Below are 20,648 nucleotides of genomic sequence, written 5' to 3'. Positions count from 1 at the left end.
TTATTTAACTAAATAGATATGGCTAATTTAATAAAATAAGGTTGTTCTTAGTTCAAAAAACAACCTTATTCATTTTCTCTTCACAGTATGGAAAAAAACGCCTGTATCCGTTTACCGTTGGTTATTAGGCGGTGTGCTTTCCGGGTTTTCCGGATTGTTTTCCTGTACAGGTGTTACGCCTGTTGTATCAATAGGGTTGCTTATGCTATCAGTTGAAGTTGTATCTTCTTCAATATGCGGCGATGGGCAATTATAAGTTTTGGTGATCTTGGTCCATGGTTTGGGGAATGGTCCGTAAGTATAACCTAACGACTGATCGGCATATACTTTTTCCATAAACCTGCCGAAGATAGGCAACGCCGTATGTGAGCCTTCGCCGGTTTCGGATGTGGTAAAGTGTACTGAACGGTCATCAGCACCAACCCAAATGCCTGTTACCAGATCTTTGGTGATACCCATATACCAGCCATCCACATAATCGGATGATGTACCGGTTTTGCCGCCTATCTGGTTGTCTTTTTTCCAAAGGCCGTTGTATTCCCAAAGCGCCTGTGAGGTTCCGCCAGGTTCTTCCATCCCCCCGCGGAACATGTAAAGCATCAGCCAGGCAGTTTCTTCACTTAAGACTTTCTCGGTTTTAAGCTTAAACTCCTGTATCACATTGCCTTGCTGATCAGTGATTTTAGTGACCAGTAACGGATCCAATTTTTCACCCTTGTTAAGAAAGGTGCTATAAGCCCTAACCATTTCATAAACCGAAACATCATTTGAACCCAATGATACCGATGGAACGGACTTTAAAGGGCTTTCGATGCCGCAGCGGTGAGCATATTCCACAATTTTATCCCAGCCCACTTTTTCGGTTAGTTGTGCCGTAATGGAATTTACAGATTTACCCATAGCCCAGCGCAGTGACATTTCACGATAGGAGAAATGGAAGTCGGCATTGTTAGGCTCCCAAACTTTGTCCTCGCCATTGTCTTTGTACTTGATGGATACCGGCTTGTCGGTAAACTTATCGCAAGGGGTAAAGCCATTATCAAGCGCTGTTAAATAGGCAAATGGCTTAAAGGTGGAGCCTGCCTGTCTGCGGCTTTGGTTTACGTGATCGTAATTAAAGAAACGATGATCGATACCACCAATCCAAACTTTTATTTTACCGGTTGATGGCTCCAGTGTCATCATGCCGGTGTTCAGGATCTTAGCGTAATATTTTATAGAATCTATAGTAGAAAAAGTAGTGTCCTGTTCTCCATGCCAGGTAAACACGGTCATCCGTTTTTTCGTTTTAAAGTAATCCTGGATCTTAATCGTATCACCGCCGTATTTTTTTTCAAGTAGCTTGTAAATAGGGAGCCTTTGTTCGTTTTTGAGGATGAAATCTTTGATCTCAACGCCTTTTGAATCGCGCCACGGATTTTTGTTCCCCCAAAGGTTATAGAAGCGTTTTTGCAGCATCTTCATTTTTTCGGTAACAGCTTCTTCGGCATATTGCTGCATTTTTGAATCGATGGTAGTATAGATCTTCAGGCCATCTTCATAAAGGTTGTAATCATTTTCCTTACACCATTTATCCAGCCATTTCTCAACGGCGCGGCGCAGGTATGAATCGCCGTGGGAGTCGTCTTCAACATAACTCAGGTCGAGCCCGAGTGGCAATGCGACGTTACTTTTATACTGGTCGGCAGTGAGGAACTTATATTTTTCCATTTGTCCCAATACAGTATTGCGCCTTTCGGTAGCGCGCTGCGGATTTTTAATGGGGTTGTAGCTCGATGTGGCTTTCAGCATGCCGATAAGTAAGGCTGATTCGGCAGGGTTTAAGGTGCCGGGCTGCTTATTAAAATATTTTAACGATGCTGTTTTAATACCGTATGAATTGTTGCCAAAGGGCACGGTATTGAAGTACAGCGTCAATATTTGCTGCTTGCTGTAAACGTGCTCAATTTTAAAAGCGGTAAGCCATTCCTTGCATTTATAAACAATGGTACGCAGTACCGGGATATGCTTAATGACGCCCTGCGATTTCTTTTTACGTGTTTCAAAAAGGTTTTTGGCTAACTGCTGGGTTATGGTACTGCCGCCGCGGCGGTCGCCTTTGGCTGTTGAGAGTACACTGGTAAAAAAGGAGTAAAAATCTACGCCGCCGTGACTGTAAAACCGTACATCCTCAGTTGCCACAAGGGCGTTTATGAGGTTGGGGGAGATCTCTTTAAATTCAATTGGTGAGCGGTTCTCCTTGTAATATTGGCCTATTAGCTTTCCATCGGCAGTGTAAACTTCTGATCCCACCGAAAGTACGGGGCTTTTAATATCCTGCATGTCAGGTGAGTATCCGAAAAGCCAAAGGAAGTTAAGCTCAATAGAACAAAAGAATATAATTACGAAGTAAATGAATATGACAAAATATCTCAGAAATCGGTTGCGTATACGTCTGAACATTGGGTAAAGATGTAAAATTATGACACTATATCATAGTGCAGTTTAACAAATATAAACAACGTAAAATAGACAGGTAAATTTTAGGTTAACACTGGCATAATACATATTTATATTGTGCAAAGTACACAATAAATAAATCAAAAGCTGTTTGGATATAAAAAATCGCCTATTGAAAGTTGCCGCGTGTATTTGAAATCAAGTTGCTAAAACTTTAATGTGGTTTTTGTACTTTGTACGGATATCTATTTATATGAAAAGTTTAACAGAACAATTTAAAGTACCAAGTAATAGCAAATTTTCACTGAATGATCATGATCCTGCATTTAGTGATGGTTATGAAAAAGAAGATGCTCGGTCTGTTTTGGATGAACTGATAGCTGAAACTTCTAAATTGGAGGCGCAACTTTATGCCTCAAATAGTTATTCATTGCTTATTATTTTTCAGGCGATGGATGCTGCCGGGAAAGACAGTGCTATAGCGCACACCATGTCGGGCATAAACCCGCAGGGTTGCCAGGTGTATAGCTTTAAACAGCCCAGTTCAGAAGACTATGACCATGATTTTTTATGGCGACATTATAAAGCCCTGCCTGAAAGAGGGCGTATTGGTATCCATAACAGGTCGCATTATGAAAATGTGCTTGTCGTTAAAGTCCATCCGGAGCTTGTTTTAAAAGAAAATAACCCCGCGATAAAACAAGTAGAAGATATTGATAAACAGTTTTGGGAACAACGGTATGAGAGCATCCGCAATTTTGAAAAGCATATCTGTAATAGCGGTACTGTTGTGATCAAATTTTTCCTTAATGTTTCAAAGCAGGAGCAAAAAAAGCGGTTTTTAAAGCGAATAGATAACCCTAAAAAAAATTGGAAGTTCCAGGCCAGCGATATTGCAGAACGGGAGCATTGGGATGAGTATATGAAAGCTTATGAAAAAGCCATTAACGAAACCGCTACAGATGATTGCCCCTGGTATGTTATCCCGGCTGATAAGAAATGGTTTACGCGCATCGCGATATCAACTATAATCAGAGATACCTTGAAAAAGTTGAAGCTGGAATTCCCTGTTTTGCCTAAAGACGAAATGGAAAAACTACAGGAGGCTAAACAGTTGTTAGAAAAGCAATAACGGAAATATTAAGACTTACGAAATTTTCAAAATTTCGTAAGTCTGCGATGGTATTCTGAATCTTAAATGCCCGAAAACATATTTTGTGCGGGCTCTCCAATAAGCGGCATCGGTTTTCTTTCGCCATTAACAGCACCAATTAAGCCGATAACCCATATTATCAGTAAGCCTAAACGTATAATCCAAAGGATTGACGCACCTATGAATATTCCTGATGTTACAAAGGCCATGCCTATAATAAAACCGGCAAGCCATGAAATTACGATTGAAACGAGATGAAACAATAATGTTTGTCTCATCTGGTAGGCAGCCAGCGGTGTTTTATTATTAGTGTACAACGCAAAGTAGGCAATAAGCCATCCAATAAGCGTAAAATAACTGATGATGCCGGCGGTCTTACCGTCGTCAGAGGTAGGTTTGTAATTTTCCATGTGTGGTAAAGTTTTTTGTATAAAGCTAACCGTTTAAAAATGAAATAGTTTTATTCATTTTTAAATGATATCTCATAGCAGACTTTATTTATCCGCACATCAAATCATTACTCTATTGTTATTTCATCGGCAAAAATGTAGGATTGATTGCCTTTGTTCTCATGCCAGTCGGGTAGCTGGCCGTATTGCTTGGCTATCAGTTTAATATAACGGGCACTGGTGTTTAACGGCGCAGTAAATTCCTGCGTTTGCACGTTGGTATCTTTAATATCAACTTTGGTGTTAATGGTGGTCGCCAGTTTGTAAGTTTTGCCATCATTTGATGTCCAGAACTGTACATATTTAGGGAACACAATCCAGGCGCGGCTATCCTGCAAGGTACTGACGCTAATTTGTTTGATCGGTTTAACCGCGCTCATATCAACGATGGCTATAAAATCCTTTCCCTGGTAACCCTGCCAATTGCCTAAACGCCAGTTGGTAGTGCCGTGCTGTCCATCAATTAATGTTTCATCGCCTTTTGCTGCGTAATTAGGCAGGTATTTATTCAGTATAGTTAGCTTAATATCGTTGCGGAGTTTAATAAAACTTGCTTCGTCAATAAAGCTGCTTTTGCCCTCCTTTATGGCAATGGCTTTTACAGTGATGTCATCGCTAATAGTAATTGGCTGTGTATAAGGTGTTGACGATGCAGTAGGAGCAGAGCCATCGAGTGTGTAATAGATTTTTGCATCAGTATCCTGATCTTTGATCTGGATGCTGAACGGCTGCTTGAATGACCTGGCGGGCGATATAATGTAAGGATTAGGTACGATAAGGTTATCCGTAATCTTTGAAACTGGTTTTTCCAGATCCTGGGTAAAGATCTTATTAGCCAGCCTGCCGGTAAATACTTCAAAATCCCCGCCTTTGATAATATCATCGTAGTTGATAAAAAGCTTACTGTACACCTTTTTATCAAGGTTCATGCCCTGCAGATAGATATTGCTGCGGGTAATGCCGGCGCCGGGGTTAATAATGCTGAATTTTTTGCCGTTCTCCAAATTGATCACTGCCTTATCAAACTGCGGGATCCCGATCTGAAAATCCTGCTGACCGGGTGCAATGTTGTAAATTCCTAAAGAACTCATCACATACCAGGCCGACATTTGCCCGCAATCCTCATTACCGGCTAAACCATCAGGTTTGTTGCTGTATTCTTCCCGCAAAATACGGCTCACATAAAACTGGGTTTTATCCGGCGAGTCGGTAAAATTATATAAGTACGCCATGTGATGACTTGGTTCGTTGCCATGGGCGTATTGGCCTATCAATCCGCTTACATCGGGAATGTCACTGCCGCTAAGTTTTGATTGTGTGCTAAACAATTCATTGAGCTTATTTTCAAATGCCTGTTTGCCGCCCATTTTATCAATCAGGGTTCCTACATCGTGGGGTACCAGGAACGAATACTGCCAGGAGTTGCCCTCGGTATAATTGCCGTTGATCTCTGCAGGGTCGAAAGGCTCCAGCCAGCCGCCGTTGGTACGGGCTTGCATAAAAGTATTCTGATTGTTGAAGACGTTTTTCCAGTATTGTGCCCGCTGAATGTATTGGGTGTAATCGTCGGTTTTATTGAGCATTTTTGCCATTTGGGCTATACACCAATCGTCATAAGCATACTCCAATGTTTTAGACACAGACGCATCTTCTTCGTCTGATTGAACAGCTCCGTTTTGGCGATAATTATCCAGCCCAAACTGGTTACGGTTTACGGCGGCTTTCATGGCGGTGAAAGCTTTCTCGGCATCAAAATCACGAATGCCCTTCGCGTAAGCATCCACTATAACCGGGATAGAATGATTGCCGATCATGCAATAAGTTTCGGTACTCGCAAGCGGCCATATCGGTAATAAGCCGCCCTGATCATACATCGCCATAAAACTCTTGATAAAATCGAGCGTGCGCTTGCGGTCTATCAGCGTAAGCAGCGGGTTCTCAGCCCGGTAGGTGTCCCATAAGGAAAACACGGTGTAATAATCAAATCCCTGAGCTGTATGTACCTGTTGATCCATACCACGGTATTGCCCATCCACATCACTGTAAATATTGGGAGCAACCATGCTGTGGTATAAGGCGGTATAAAATACGGTTTGTTTGATTTTAGCATAGTCTGGCTGCACTACTTTTTTAGCAGGAGGAGCATAACTGTAGGGGCTGGTTCCGCCTACGGGTTGGGTTTGGGTTGCCGGGGCCGGTGCGCCGCCCTCTACCTGAATCTTATTCAATTCATGGTTCCAGGCTATTTTGGCATCTTTCTGAATTTTTTTAAAGTCGAAATCAGGTATTTCTGCATCCAGGTTTTTTAAAGCACCTTCGGTGCTTACCGACGAGATACCCACCTTGCTGATCACTTCGCCGGGATTATCAAACTGCAAAAACAGCTTTACATTCTTGCCCTGTGCTTTGCTTTGGCCATTTTGTATCTGGTTATTTAAAGCAATACCGTAAGTTTTAAAAGGCTTTGAAAACTTAGCGTAAAAATATACCTGCTGTTTATCGGCCCAAGATTTCGACATACGGAAACCACGTAATTCATGATCATTTACCACTTCTATCCATGAATCCAAAACCTCATCGCGGTGCTGCAAATCGATAATGATATTTGCCTTATCGGTTGAAGGGTAAGTGTAGCGATGCATACCTACACGGGTAGTTGCAGTTAGCTCAACGCCAATATTATATTTATCGAGCAGTGTTTTATAATAACCTGGTGTGGCACTCTCATTCTTTTTGCTGAAGTGCGAGCGGTATTCGGTGTTTTTAAATTTAGGATCGCCGGTGGTTGGCATAAACAATACATCACAGTAATCAGGCACACCGGTACCGCTCAGGTGCGTGTGCGAGAAACCATATACCAGGCTATCGGTATAATGATAACCGGAACAGCCATCCCAACCCTCCAACCGGGTATCCGGACTAAGCTGTACCATGCCGAAAGGCCTCACCGCACCGGGATAAGTATGCCCATGTCCGCCAGTACCTATAAATGGATCAACCAGTTGGGCGTAGTCTTTTTCCTTCTCTTTTTTCTTTTGTGCCAATGATAAAAAAGGCAGAACAAGCAACAGGGCGACCGGCAAAGCAGAGCGGAATACAGGTTTGATCAATGACATATTATTTAAAACCAATTATATGATTTGAGTGTGCACAAATTACACTAATTACCACGAATATTTACTAACAGGAAAGTTCCCTATTTTATTATTAGTGTAATAAATGGTCACTAAAAACAAATAGCGACAGGCATATCCCTATCGCTATTTGTTTTAGAATAACTAATTCGTGAAATTCGATTTAATTCGAAATAATTAGTGTTCAGTTTTATCCTTTTATCATACCTACTTTTTTCAGCAGCTTACGGTTTTCACGAAGGTGTATTAAACGGTACACGATTGCGTAAATAATAGGTAATATCAATAAGGTTAGTATGGTAGATGTCACAAGCCCACCTATAACTACTATAGCCAGCGGTTTCTGAGTTTCCGAACCAATACCGGTTGAGATAGCCGCTGGCATTAAACCAATGGCAGCCATCAGCGCGGTCATCACTACCGGGCGCACACGTGATATCACGCCTTGCATAATGGCCTCATCAAGGTGCATTTTTTCTTCAATGTTTTTCTTAAACACTGAGATCAGAATCACACCATTCTGAATACATACGCCAAACAAGGCAATGAAACCAATACCAGCTGATATACTAAAGTTTGTATTAGTAATATGTAATGCTAAAATACCGCCTATCAACGCAAACGGCACGTTCAGGATAACCAACACTGCATCTTTAGCGTTACCGAAGGTGATGAACAGGATCAGGAATATCACCAGTAAACATACAGGCACTACGTGCGCTAATGTATTTGATGCCCTGATCTGGTTTTCAAACTCACCGTTCCAGGTAAATGAATATCCCTGGTCAAGTTTTACAGCGGCGCCTACTTTTTCCTGCGCTTCGGCTATAGTGCTACCTAAGTCGCGGCCACGCACCGAGAATTTCACAGCGATGTAACGCATGTTGTTATCGCGGTAAATAAATGCAGGGCCGGTTAATGTGGTGATTTTGGAAATCTCTTTGATTGCAATTTTTGAACCGTTAAGTGTCGGTACCATCAGGTTCTCAATTTTGCTTTGAGTATCCCTGAATTGTTTTTGATAACGGATCCGGATATCAAATTTACGTTCGCCTTCATAAAGCTGCGAGGCTGCTTTACCGCCTATCGCCATCTCAATAACCGAGTTGGCATCGGCAGTAGACACACCGTAAAGTGCCATCTTGCGCTGGTCAAGCTCAATACGAAACTCCGGCTGACCGAGGTTTCGTAAAATACCAAGGTCTTCAACACCATGGATCTTCTTGAGCACAGCCATTACCGAGTCGGCCTTCTGATCAAGCACCTGGAAATCAGGCCCGAATATTTTTACTGCCATAGATGCCGGTACGCCGGCAACTGCTTCGGCTACGTTATCGATAATAGGCTGCGAATAGTTAAATACAATACCCGGAAACTGACTCAGTTTTTTATCCATTTCGGCTATCAGCTCTTCTTGGCTGATGCTTCGTTTCCATTCTTTTTTAGGCAGAAGGTCAACCTGGATCTGAACGTTAAAGAAACCTTTCGGGTCGGTACCGTCGTTGGTACGGCCAACCTGCGACAGGGTTTGTTTCACTTCGGGGAAGGTTGAAAGGATCTGCCTCATTTTATCAGTTACCTTAACCGAACTTTCCAGCGAGGTACTCATTGGCAGCTGCGCGGTTACCCACAGGGCGCCCTCGTTAAGCTGCGGAAGGAATTCCGAACCTAAAAACTTAGCCGAAAAGAAGGTAACCGACATAAAGGCTATTGCTACAATGAGACTCAGTTTTTGGTTACGGTAAGTGTAGCTAAACATACGGCGGATACCGTTTTCAAAGAATATCACTACCGGGTTATGCTTCTCCCTTACATTTTTGTTAAGTAAGATACTTGACAAAGCTGGTACCAGGGTAAGGGTAAAGATCAACGCGCCAAGCAAAGCAAAACCCAAAGTGTAAGCCAGCGGAGAGAACATTTTACCTTCAACCTTTTGGAAAGCGAAAATTGGTACCAAACAGGTAAGGATGATAAGCTTGGAGAAGAAGATCGCTTTACCCATCTCGGCGCCGACATTTTTGAATAGGCCAAGTTTAGCCAACCCGTTGAATTTTTGCATCCCTACTTCCTTAGCCCGGTGATCAAGCGCCACGAAGATCCCCTCAACCATCACCACCGCGCCATCTATAATAATACCAAAATCGACTGCACCCATAGAGAGCAGGTTGGCGCTCATTCCCTTTAATCGTAAACAGATGAAAGCAAACAATAATGCCAGCGGTATAATGATAGCAACAATGAGCGTTGTGCGCCAATCGGCCATAAACAGGAATACGATAACGGTTACCAGGATAATACCCTCGCATAAATTATGGATCACCGTTTCGGTACAAAAATCCATCAGGTTGGTACGATCATAAAAGGTGGAGATCTTTACATCGGCAGGTAACACGCTTTTGTTGAGGTCGACAACTTTCTGGTTAATGAGCTTTAATACCTCAGCAGGGTTTTCACCTTTACGCATTACCACAATACCTTCAATAACGTCGTTGTTTTTATCCCGGCCCACCTGGCCTAAACGCGGTAAACCACCCTCTTTAATCTCGGCAATATCACGGGCCAGGATAGGAACGTTATTAACGTTTTTGATAATAATATTCTGAATTTCTTCGATATTATTAATTAAGCCAATACCACGCACTACATAAGCCTGGTCGTTTTTTTCGATGATATCACCACCTACGTTAATGTTACTACGATTAAGGGCCGTGTAAACATCAAGCGAAGTAAGACCGTATTTTTGTAACAGCGAAGGGTTTACACTCACTTCATAAGTTTTTTCCTCGCCACCAAAACTGTTCACATCAGCTACGCCGGGGATTGATTTAAACTGGCGGTCAAGCACCCAATCCTGTATAGCGGTAAGGTCATGCAAAGATTTGGTGTGGCTTTTTAGGGTGTAACGGAAAATTTCACCTGTTGGGCCGTATGGCGGTTCAACCTCGGGTTTAACACCATCAGGTAAATCAGCGTTGCCCAAGCGGCTTAATACCTGTTGGCGGGCAAACGCATCATCAACATCATCATCAAAAATAATACGGATGTATGATAAACCGAAAGATGATGTGGTACGGAGGTTAGCCTTTTTTTGCACCGAGTTTAAAACGGTTTCCATTGGTATGGTAACCATTTTTTCCATTTCTTCGGCACTGCGGCCCGGCCATTGGGCTATAATAATGATCTGCGTATTGGTAACGTCGGGAAAAGTCTCGATAGGAGTGTTGGTATAGCTCCACACACCCAAAGCTACCAATACCAGTGTCATAAAAAACACAAAGTAACGGTGCCTGAGCGAGAAGTATATAATATTTTTGATGAACTTGTTCATTGTTGTCTTTGTATTTTAAAAACGTAAATGCCTGGTTTTAAAACCAGGCAATTTTTGGTTTATCCACCTGTTAGTTGTTGCCGGCAATGGCATCATAAAAAAGCAGCTGGTTTTTTGAGATGATCTTATCACCGGCTTGCAAACCTGATGATATATAGGTGGTGTCTTCAACGGTTTTGATAACCGCTACCTGGCGCACCTTCAAATCGTCTTTATTGTTATAAACCACTACAAAGTTTTTGCTATTGTCATAAACAACGGCTTTAGCTGGTATAGCAACCGACTGCGCTTTTTCGCTGTTGGCTATTACCACACTGGTGAACATCTCCGGCTTAAGCAGCATGCCATCGTTAGGTAGTACTATTTTGATTTTCAATACCTTGTTGTCCGGATCGAGTACAGAACTAACGGCGTCTACCTTGCCGGTAAATACCTTATCCGGATAAGCGATAGTGGTAACCTTCGCGGTATAACCAACTTTAACACGGCTAATGTCTGATTCAAACACGTTTGCCCAAATCCAAACATCTTTCATGTTGGAAATGGTGAACATGCTGTTATTATTATCCGGACGGATATAGCCGCCTGCCGTAATATTTTTTTCAACCACAAAACCGCTTTCAGGCGCTTTGATCACCAATGTACCGCCGGGGCTGGTATTACCGCCGCCGTTGATTGCAATCTGCTCTTTTACTTTGTTGTAGGCGGCTTCGGCTTTGTTGAAATTTTCTTTAGCCTCGGTATAATCGCGCTCGCTTGAGATGCCGTTTTTGTAGAGGTATTCGGCCTGTTCAAGCTGGCGTTTGTAAATAGCAAGGTCGGATTTTGACGAGCTCAGGTCGGTATAATTACCTGCAACATCAGCGCTGCGTACAATGGCGAGGGTTTGGCCTTTGCTCACTTTATCGCCCAGCGAAACTTTTACATCTAACACCTGCCCGCTTGAAAAAGGGAATACTTTAACAACAGTGTTGTCATCATATGATACCTCGCCCGAAAGTGTAAGCTCATTTTTTATGGTAGCGATTTTGGCAGTATCGATTGTGATAATTTTAGCCATCGAATCACTCACAGTTACCTGTTTGTTTTCAACAGCGGGAGGTGTCTTGCCTTTGCAAGCGGCAAGTAGTAGCAAAGCTGAGATGCCGGAAAACAGCGTTTCTCTTTTCATCATAGTAAGTCTTAAAAGTTTAGTCAGGATTTTATTACGGTTGTGCCAACGGCAAAATTGAGGTCGGCAATTGCTTTTTGCAGGTTGAATTGCTGTTGCAATATTTTTAATTTGGTGTCCTTATAGGTGTCAAAAAAGTCTACAAACTCCACAAGGCTTATCTGGCGCTGCTGGAAGCTCTTGAGCATTGCGCCAAACAGTTTGTCGTACTGCTCATTAAAGGAGATTTGCTGGGTTGAGAACAACTGCACGTTTAGCTTATATTGATTAACAGCAGCAACTACATCATTTTTAAGCTGGAATTCATTTTGTTTCAGGGTGCTCTCTTGGCTTTTGATATTGTATTGTGCCGACTTGATATTGCCCTGGTTGCGGTTAAACAACGGTATCGGGAAACCAATTTGTAAACCATAGTAGTGCGCGGCGTAGCTGCTGTGTTGATCGTAGGATACACCTAAGGTAACATCAGGCACTGCAAGTGCTTTCTGATAAGCGAGGTTATGGGTAGCCGAACTTAACTGGTATTGGTTTGACAGGTAGTCGGGCCTGTTGGTCATGGCCTGACTAATGAGCGATTGCACATCAAGATCAACGGTTTCAACCGGCTTATCATTTATGACAGGCTGTACAAATGTGGTTTCCTTGGTTTGGAGTAATGTTTTAAGCTCTGTTTGCAGATCATTGATCTGGCGGTTATTTTCAACCATGTCATTTTGCAAACCGAACAATAGAGCTTTCAGGCGGATAAGGTCCTTCATGGAGGTATTACCTACATCAAATGATTTTTGAATAGCATTAACCAGTTCAGTGGCTGATTTAATTTCGTTTTGATAAACTAATTGCTGTGCATTCAAGGAGCCCAACTGGCTAAAATCAAGCTGCAGATTATAACGCAGGTTACGCATCAAGTCATTAAAGGCGGCTTCCTGAACTTTAGCATCGTCTTCGGCTACTTTTACCTGTTTGCCGCGTTTGCCGGCAGTGGCAAACACCTGGTTTAACTGGACAAATATTTGTCCGCCTCCGTTTGAGTGGTTGAAAAATTTATTGGTGCTGCCGTCATGAATGTTCTGATCGGTGCTTAGGGTTGGGTTATCCCATAGTTTAGCTTGTTGAATGAGCGCCTTTGAGGCATCAACATTATACTTTTGGGCAAGCAGGCTCAGGTTATTTTCAATGAACTGTTTTTCAGCATCAGGGAAAGTGATCTTTAACGTATCTGTTTGTGCTTCGGCCTTTTGTGTTAATAAACTAAAAAATAACGGTGATATAAATAGCAGGGATTTTATAGTACGCATGTTTCCTTCTTCAATTCTACAGTACAAAATTTCAAAACGGTTATGAATTTTGTATGAAGTGAAAGAAAACTAATGGTAAGAAGGGGAACTGTCTGAACTCGAATTAAACGAATTGAAGAATTTATTGAATTCTATATTCTGGCAATTCAATAAATTCTTCAAATTCCGGTTCAGATAAAATCAAGAAATCTTCAAATCCCATGAATCAGGGTTATTTCAGATATTTATTTCAAAATCATCCGCATCTTTCAAAAAAGGTAGTGCACGGCGTACTTTTTCAACCTCATCACCTATGATACTGAAAGTATAAAGGTCTTCTTCATCACGTTTATAGTAAACTACCTTACCGTTAGGATCGATACAGGTGGAATCCCCGCTATGGTAAATTTCGTTTCCATCGTGGCCTACGCGGTTAACTGCTATCACGTACGACTGGTTTTCAACCGCACGGGCAGGTATCAGGGTACGCCAGTGTGCAGCCCTGCGCTCGGGCCAGTTAGCAACCACGATGAGCAGATCGTAAGGATTAGCTTCTATATTACGCAGCCACACCGGGAAACGCAGGTCATAACAGATTACCGGGCAAATTTTCCAGCCGTTAAGTTCAACGAAAAGCTTTTTGGTGCCGGCGGTGTAGGTATTGTGTTCCTGGCCAAGTGCAAAGAGGTGACGTTTGTCGTAATGTTCATAACTGCCGTCAGGACGCATCCAGATTAACCGGTTGTAGTACTTGCCACCTTCTTTAATAATAATAGTCCCGGTTATCACACAATCATATTGTTTGGCTGTTTTTTCCATCCATTGCATGGTTTTGCCATTCATAGGCTCAGCCAATTCGGCAGCGTTCATAGTAAAACCCGTACTGAACATCTCGGGCAGTATGATGAGATCTGTTTTTTCGCGGATCCCTCCCGATAACCTGAGGGTAATATTCTGAAGATTTTTATCGGTATTTTCCCAAAAAAGGTAGCCTTGAAAAACAGTAATTTTAAGATTCTCCATAATATTTGGTTCATAGTTGATGGATCATGGATCACGGCAAAAAACGCATGATGATTGGTTGACCCATACGGATAAAACTTATACAATTTGGCTATGATCCATGAACTATGGACCATGATCCAAAATCAAACTTATGATCTGGCTATTATCCATAAACTATGGATCATTAACCAAAAATTAAACTCGAATTAACCTATCAACGGCTTTATCTAAAGTTTCTTGCCTTTTGGCGAAACAAAACCTTAACACATGGTGATCAATCCCCTTGCTGTAAAAGGCCGAAACAGGTATGGACGCTACCCCAAACTCCTTTGCCACACGGATAGAAAAGTCGGCATCTTTTTCGTCGGTAATAGAGCGGTAACTTACTGACTGAAAGTATGATCCTGAACATGGCAAAAGCTTAAAACGGCTTTGTTCAAGGCCTTTTCTAAAATAGTCGCGTTTTTCCTTGAAAAATTCGGCCAGGCCGAGATAAGTTTCTTCGTTTTTTAAATGCTCGGCGATGGCATACTGAATAGGAGTGTTTACGGCGAATACCAAAAACTGGTGGATTTTCCTGAACTCATTCATCAAATAAGCAGGCGCCATGCAATAGCCCACCTTCCAGCCAGTGGCATGAAAAGGCTTGCCAAACGATGCTACGATGAAGCTGCGCTGCTGCAGATCAGGGTAGCGGGCCATGCTGTGGTGGGTTTCGCCATCATAGATCAGGTGTTCATATACCTCATCGCTAAGGATCAGGATATCCTGGTTTTTTACCAATGCGCTCAACTCGTCAATATCTTCCTTATGCAAAATAGTTGCCGTTGGGTTATGAGGCGAGTTAAGGATGATCATTTTTGTTTTTTGGTTGATCAACCGCTTAACCATGTCCCATGCAATGCGGTAATTAGGCGGCTCAAGGGCAAGCGATTTTACAACGCCGCCCATCAGTTTTATGGCAGGGGCATAGCAGTCAAAAGCCGGCTCGAATATGATCACCTCATCGTTGGGGTGAATTACAGCACTTATAGCTGTAAAAATGGCCTGTGTACCACCGGCAGTGATGGTAATCTCTGTTTCGGGGTTATAAACCGCGCCGTAAAGCTTTTCGGTTTTTTCGGCAATACGCTCTCTTAAAGCCATGACACCAGCCATGGGCGCGTATTGATTATGCCCTTCTTTCATGGCTTTATTTACAAGCTCAATCAGGTCGGGCGAACAGTCATAATCAGGAAAACCCTGCGACAGATTTATTGCACCCAGTTCGTTGGCCAGGGCCGACATAATGGTGAATATGGTAGTTCCGGTTTGGGGTAATTTTGAAACAACAGGTATCATCAATGGCTAAAGTAGGGAAAAATCATTATGAACGTATCCCCATAACCCGGTATTTTTTGTATTTGGAAATATTTTAATTTAAAGGTTTAAACATATTGCTGTGCCATGATTTTTAGGATTAGAAGATTATTCTGATACTATAGAGAGGAGATTATAGGTCTTTACCCTACATTACCTGGCGTCAGGGCAATCCTAAATCCTCTAAATCATGGTTCAAGCAATATACTATCCGTAATCTTTGCAATATCGTAGCTGATCTTATTGATAAAGCCCAATTGCTCTTTCAACAAAGCATCTTCGGCCTGGGCTACCGGCTTTAGAGCTTCCGGGTTAACAGGGGGGATTTTACCTATATTAAATTCAATATTTTGAGCATGCAGTTTTTGACCGGTATCGTTCAAAACGGTTATACTTTTTTTGATGAGCTTCATGGCTTCGGGGTGTGCAACCGGGATTTCCTTTTTGCTTTGTGCTGATGCAATGGTAGCGATGTATGATGAAAGGATATGGTTAAGCACCACAAATTTATGTACATCCTTTATTTTACGCTGTTTGCTTTTAGGTTCTGATGTCATGCGCTCAAAAGCGGCCGAAAGGTTGGCCGATTTTACATAAACCTCTTTACGCGCCAGCTTATAAGTTGTAATGCTGATCATTTTGCCCGAAATGCTTTCGGCAATGGTAACCAGGTAATTGATGTTGGCTACAATGACGTCCCGAAGCGTTTCCTGGATCTGTTCAAACTCCCAGGTTGGGAAAATGAGGTAGCTGGCTACCAGGGCAATGGTTGAGCCAATAATAGTATCGATGATCCTTTCCTGCGCCACATTTAACAGTCCCACACCTAAAAACTTGAATAGGATAAGCACATACGGGGTCATGAAAATTACGCTCACTACATAATTAAGCCGTTGAAAACTGTAGGCGCCCATCATAAATATCACCAGGAAAATAAACTGCACAGTAAGATTAGGGATAAAGGTAAGTATGGCTATACCTATAACACCACCGCCAATGGTGCCTATTAAACGCTGGTAGTTACGCTGTTTTGAAAGACTAAACCCGGGCTTCAATATTACAATGATGGTAAGCAGTACCCAATAGCTGTGATGGCCTAATGAAACCAATTTAGCTGTGATAAAGCCTACCAAACATACCAACGCTACACGCAGGGCATGTTTGAATGCGCCGGATGCCAGCGTAAAGTTGTCGAAAAAAATATGCGGTGCAAAATCCTGGTGGGTAACAAAAGCCGAATACTCCACATCACCTTTGGGCTCATTTAATGATTCGGCGGCTTTTGAGCTGTAGTACTTGTAAATATTGTTGATCCCCTCGCTAAGTGAACGCAGGTTTACCAGCACCTTTTTAAGCACCAGATTGCTGGTTTCCTGGTTGTTTTTTCCGATGGAGTCGATCTTTACTTTTAGCTTCTCCAACTCAATTGTAAAATCGGTAAGATGGCGGCGGCGTGTGTTGGATAATATAATATAGGCTATATCGTCAAGCTCATCGGCCATATTATGGATAATACGGGCTATTTCGGTTAGTACGCCGGTGTCTTTGAATTTTTCGCGAATGTGGTTGTAATCATAGTGCGTGGCCATGATCTGTTCGTAAATATCAACAAGGTCCACAAAGGTGAGTACCAGGATCCTGCTTGGTGCTGTTGATTCGCGGGCCATGATGCGGCTTTTAAAAAGCAGTTCGCGCACAGCATCCTGGTGCTGGCTCACCTGAATTTGTTTGGAAACCAGCTTGCGGTAGTTTTCGTCGATATCGGTATCCGATAAATAAAAATCGGCTTTGATGCGTAAAAAACGTGCTATATCGGTCACATTTTCGCCAAGGGCCTGCTGCGCCGCGCGGTAAGGGCGGATACCGAAAAACAACAAACTGAAGATCATATACCAAACACCGCCTGCTAAGATAGTCGCACTATAACCCAATACCTCGGGAGCTGTCAATGCCTTATCCATCATAAAGATCATGATCAATAATGATGAAGTACCTACGGATGCTGCCCTGTTGCCATAAACCGTAAACATGGAAAACAAAAAAGCGAAGAAGGTGATCTCGAAGCCAAGGGTAAATACATTGAGCCGAGCAAACCCGGTAATAGCGGCAACCAAAAATAAACATAGGTTGCCGGCCGCCATAGCATTACGCTTGTGCGATACCGGCCCGGGAGTATCTATAACGCAGATACACAATGCGCCCAGTGAAAGTGTGAGGCCCAGATCAAACTTATCAAACTGCATTAGGAGCAGTGAGGGCAATAAAATGCCTATACAAATGCGGATCCCATCAGAAAAATATTGACTGTAAAAGAAACTTTTTATCTCCCTGATGTTTATAGACATGGTAGCAGTAGCTTTGTAAATAACAGAACTATTATAAGCAATTTTGTTTGTTCGGCCTGTTTTTATTAAATATAATTTATTGGCCTAAAATGACGTTTCAAATTTACATAATTTTAATTTATGTATCTGTTTTTGATAAAAATGGCATTAATTGAAGATTTGTGTTAATAAATATTTACTTTTTGATGAAATTAAATTAAAGATCAGTAAATTCACCCCCCGGAAAAGGCCAAAAGCTAAACCAATCAATTTTACCTCAATTTAATTTTTTACTATGTCGCCAACGTTAAAACTCAGCCAAAGAGAAGCAGCCTTCAATAACGAGGTTGTTACCCGATTTGAGTTATATAACAGTTTGTTTCAAACACTTCCGTTTTACCAGGTAAAGGATACAGGGATCTTATTACCGTTTTTCAGTTCACATTGTGAGAAAGGCGCTATCACCCATGATTCGCCGACAGATATTATCGAGTCGTTTTTTGAAAAGTATGTACCGGATATCGATCATCGCGAGCAGATTAACCGCATGTTTAGGTTTATTCAGTACATTGAACGGCAGGTGGTTTTATTTGACGCCATTGAAGATTCCTCATTTAATAAAATAGGTAAGTTTGATGACAGTGGTACCCTGCAAAGCTTGTTGCAGCATGCAGCCATCAGTGATGAAAGCCGGCAGGATATCAGTGACAAATTAAAAGATTTTTCGTTACGCCTGGTGCTTACTGCTCACCCCACGCAGTTTTATCCAGGTACGGTGCTTGGCATCATGACGGATTTAATTGAAGCTGTAAAAACCAATGATATCAATAATATTGATGTATTGCTGCAGCAATTAGGTAAAACGCCATTCTTTAATAAAACATCGCCAACGCCGGTTGATGAAGCTATCAGCCTTTCCTGGTTCCTGGAAAATATATTTTATCATGCCGTATCTGGGATCCAGTCAAAACTGGAAGAGGAGTTTGATATCGACGCCGCAAGCCGTCAGATACTGGAACTTGGTTTTTGGCCGGGTGGCGACCGTGATGGTAACCCTAACGTAACAACCCAAACCACTAAAGAAGTTGCCAGCTTTTTAAGACAGCGCCTGTTCAGGTGTTACTACCGGGATTTCAGGGTACTTAAACGCCGAATTACTTTCCGCGGTGTTGAAGGGGCCATGACTAAACTGGAAACGCTGTTTTACAAAAACGCTAATGAACAGTTAACCCCGGTTGATCTTCAAGGCGAACTGCTGGAGTTGCTGCTTTCTATAAAAGAAGTTATCCTTCGGGATCACGATGGTTTGTTTGTGAATATTGTTGAGGATATGATCCAGAAGGTACGCCTTTTTGGATGTTATTTTGCAACACTTGATATCAGGCAGGACAGCCGTATTTTACGTAAGGTGTTTGAATATGGAACCCAAAATATTGACACAGGCGTAGCGGAAGGTTATTCGGAACTAAGTGAAGAAGATAAAATAAAGAGCATCACTTTTAAAGAGGCCGATTTTGTTTGCCCTAAAGAGGAAAAAGATGCTATGATCCACGATACACTGGATACCATCAGGTTGGTTAAGCAAATTCAACAGGGTAATGGTGAAAGGGCGTGCCAGCGCTTCATTATCAGTAACTGTCAGCGCGCTTCGGATATTTTGCAGTTGATTAACCTGTTTTTATGGAGCGGGTGGAAAAAAGACAGCTTAAGCATTGATTTTATGCCGCTGTTTGAAACCGTGAACGATCTGGAACATGCTGCAGGCATCATGGAACAGTTGTATACACATCCGTTTTATGCAGAACATTTAAAAAACAGGGGGAGCCAGCAAACAATCATGCTTGGTTTCTCCGACAGTACTAAAGATGGCGGTTACCTGATGGCTAACTGGTCAATATATAAAGCTAAAGTTGAGCTTACCGCGATGGCCCGCAAATACGGCATCCAGCTGGCGTTTTTTGATGGCAGGGGAGGGCCGCCTGCCCGCGGTGGTGGTAAAACACACCGTTTCTATGCATCGATGGGTAAAGAGATTGCTAACGAGCATATCCAGTTAACTATACAAGGGCAAACCGTTAGTTCGCAATATGGTTCGGTTGAAACGGCCCAATTTAATATGGAGCAGCTGATCAATGCAGGTATTATTTCAGCATTGCACCCCAACCGTAACGATCTGCTGGATAGCCGTCACAAGGAACTCATTCAGCAAATGGCCGACGTGAGCTACAAGCTGTTTATCGATCTGCGCGCACATCCGCTGTTTGTTGAATACCTTGAAAAATTCAGTCCGCTGAAATTATTGTCGAGGATTAATATCAGCAGCCGCCCAACTAAACGTAATGCAGGGGCTCAATTGAAACTGGAAGACCTTAGGGCTATCAGTTTTGTAACTTCATGGAGCCAGTTAAAGCAAAGTATCCCCGGTTTTTATGGTGTGGGTACAGCACTTAAACAGGTTAAAGAAACTGGCGGTTGGGACGAGATTAAAGAGCTTTATCAAACCTCAGGCTTCTTTAAAACTATGCTGGATAACTGTATGATGTCGATGTCGAAGTCGGACTTCAGGGTTACAGCGTACCTGGAACAGGATGAAAAATTTGGCACCTTCTGGAAAATGCTTCGCGATGAGTTTATTCTTACCCGCGAAATGCTTCTTGAACTAACCGGCAGCACCGTACTGATGGAAGAATACCCGGTTGAGCGCCGTTCTATCGCTATTCGCGAAAAAATAGTGTTACCGTTGGTGATCATTCAGCACTACGCCCTGCAATGTATCAATTATGAAAAGGATACTGAGCTTAATGATGTTTATAACAAGCTGGTGATCCGTACGGTTTACGGTATTGTAAATGCCGGGCGCAATTTGGCTTAAGAGTTTATTGTTTTAATTTATATCCCCATCCACCTGTTAGCAATAGCAGGTGGATTTTTTTTTGATTTAATTATATGATCATGATGGGCTGCGTCAAAAGCTTTCAAAGGTTTTGACATTTAGTCTGAAAAGCCTCT

11 protein-coding genes are annotated in these 20,648 nt (G+C 42.3%); 2 read left to right on the top strand and 9 right to left on the bottom strand.

The features are described 5' to 3' along the window. Positions 1 to 111: 111 nt before the first annotated feature. Entirely contained in the window at positions 112 to 2,442 is a 2,331-nt protein-coding gene (locus IEX80_RS08380; protein WP_090526900.1) for a penicillin-binding protein 1A, read from the bottom strand. A 250-nt stretch (positions 2,443 to 2,692) separates the two neighbouring features. On the opposite strand from IEX80_RS08380, the gene IEX80_RS08375 reads away from it, so the two are divergent. Then, positions 2,693 to 3,571, top strand: coding sequence for a polyphosphate kinase 2 family protein (locus tag IEX80_RS08375; protein ID WP_188832636.1), 879 nt, complete (start codon positions 2,693 to 2,695; stop codon positions 3,569 to 3,571). Between the two features lie 62 nt (positions 3,572 to 3,633). On the opposite strand, the gene IEX80_RS08370 is transcribed toward IEX80_RS08375, so the two are convergent. The 8 genes from IEX80_RS08370 to IEX80_RS08335 form a co-directional block, all read right to left on the bottom strand. Continuing rightward, positions 3,634 to 4,002, bottom strand: a complete 369-nt coding sequence (locus IEX80_RS08370; protein ID WP_090526902.1) for a magnetosome magnetite crystal formation protein family — start codon at positions 4,000 to 4,002, stop codon at positions 3,634 to 3,636. Between the two features lie 107 nt (positions 4,003 to 4,109). After that, positions 4,110 to 7,157 carry a GH92 family glycosyl hydrolase gene (locus IEX80_RS08365; protein ID WP_188832635.1) on the bottom strand — a complete coding sequence of 1,016 codons (3,048 nt, stop codon included), beginning with the start codon at positions 7,155 to 7,157 and terminating at the stop codon, positions 4,110 to 4,112. A 208-nt stretch (positions 7,158 to 7,365) separates the two neighbouring features. Further along, positions 7,366 to 10,503 (bottom strand): efflux RND transporter permease subunit, encoded by a 3,138-nt coding sequence (locus tag IEX80_RS08360; protein WP_188832634.1) that lies wholly within the window; start codon positions 10,501 to 10,503, stop codon positions 7,366 to 7,368. A gap of 70 nt (positions 10,504 to 10,573) precedes the next feature. Next, positions 10,574 to 11,677 carry an efflux RND transporter periplasmic adaptor subunit gene (locus IEX80_RS08355; RefSeq protein WP_229701564.1) on the bottom strand — a complete coding sequence of 368 codons (1,104 nt, stop codon included), beginning with the start codon at positions 11,675 to 11,677 and terminating at the stop codon, positions 10,574 to 10,576. A 20-nt stretch (positions 11,678 to 11,697) separates the two neighbouring features. Then, positions 11,698 to 12,972, bottom strand: coding sequence for a TolC family protein (locus tag IEX80_RS08350; protein WP_188832633.1), 1,275 nt, complete (start codon positions 12,970 to 12,972; stop codon positions 11,698 to 11,700). Positions 12,973 to 13,188: 216 nt separating this feature from the next. Next, on the bottom strand, positions 13,189 to 13,974 hold the full coding sequence (locus tag IEX80_RS08345) for an amidohydrolase (protein WP_188832632.1): 786 nt from the start codon (positions 13,972 to 13,974) through the stop codon (positions 13,189 to 13,191). A gap of 177 nt (positions 13,975 to 14,151) precedes the next feature. Beyond that, positions 14,152 to 15,297 carry a methionine aminotransferase gene (locus IEX80_RS08340; protein WP_188832631.1) on the bottom strand — a complete coding sequence of 382 codons (1,146 nt, stop codon included), beginning with the start codon at positions 15,295 to 15,297 and terminating at the stop codon, positions 14,152 to 14,154. Positions 15,298 to 15,503: 206 nt separating this feature from the next. After that, positions 15,504 to 17,660, bottom strand: coding sequence for an FUSC family membrane protein (locus IEX80_RS08335; RefSeq protein ID WP_188832630.1), 2,157 nt, complete (start codon positions 17,658 to 17,660; stop codon positions 15,504 to 15,506). A gap of 274 nt (positions 17,661 to 17,934) precedes the next feature. On the opposite strand from IEX80_RS08335, the gene IEX80_RS08330 reads away from it, so the two are divergent. Then, complete coding sequence (locus tag IEX80_RS08330) at positions 17,935 to 20,511, top strand: phosphoenolpyruvate carboxylase (protein ID WP_188832629.1); 2,577 nt, start codon at positions 17,935 to 17,937, stop codon at positions 20,509 to 20,511. Positions 20,512 to 20,648 lie beyond the last annotated feature (137 nt).

The organism is Mucilaginibacter rubeus (assembly GCF_014643835.1).
GTDB lineage: Bacteria > Bacteroidota > Bacteroidia > Sphingobacteriales > Sphingobacteriaceae > Mucilaginibacter > Mucilaginibacter rubeus.
The sequence above is the reverse complement of the archived record's forward strand: the minus strand, read 5'-3'. Positions and strand labels throughout refer to the sequence as shown.

Bases quoted from the DNA above. Each gene is read 5' to 3' on its own strand.
- IEX80_RS08380 (WP_090526900.1), bottom strand. From the start codon at position 2,442: ATGTTCAGACGTATACGCAACCGATTTCTGAGATATTTTGTCATATTC.
- IEX80_RS08375 (WP_188832636.1), top strand. From the start codon at position 2,693: ATGAAAAGTTTAACAGAACAATTTAAAGTACCAAGTAATAGCAAATTT.
- IEX80_RS08370 (WP_090526902.1), bottom strand. From the start codon at position 4,002: ATGGAAAATTACAAACCTACCTCTGACGACGGTAAGACCGCCGGCATC.
- IEX80_RS08365 (WP_188832635.1), bottom strand. From the start codon at position 7,157: ATGTCATTGATCAAACCTGTATTCCGCTCTGCTTTGCCGGTCGCCCTG.
- IEX80_RS08360 (WP_188832634.1), bottom strand. From the start codon at position 10,503: ATGAACAAGTTCATCAAAAATATTATATACTTCTCGCTCAGGCACCGT.
- IEX80_RS08355 (WP_229701564.1), bottom strand. From the start codon at position 11,677: ATGATGAAAAGAGAAACGCTGTTTTCCGGCATCTCAGCTTTGCTACTA.
- IEX80_RS08350 (WP_188832633.1), bottom strand. From the start codon at position 12,972: ATGCGTACTATAAAATCCCTGCTATTTATATCACCGTTATTTTTTAGT.
- IEX80_RS08345 (WP_188832632.1), bottom strand. From the start codon at position 13,974: ATGGAGAATCTTAAAATTACTGTTTTTCAAGGCTACCTTTTTTGGGAA.
- IEX80_RS08340 (WP_188832631.1), bottom strand. From the start codon at position 15,297: ATGATACCTGTTGTTTCAAAATTACCCCAAACCGGAACTACCATATTC.
- IEX80_RS08335 (WP_188832630.1), bottom strand. From the start codon at position 17,660: ATGTCTATAAACATCAGGGAGATAAAAAGTTTCTTTTACAGTCAATAT.
- IEX80_RS08330 (WP_188832629.1), top strand. From the start codon at position 17,935: ATGTCGCCAACGTTAAAACTCAGCCAAAGAGAAGCAGCCTTCAATAAC.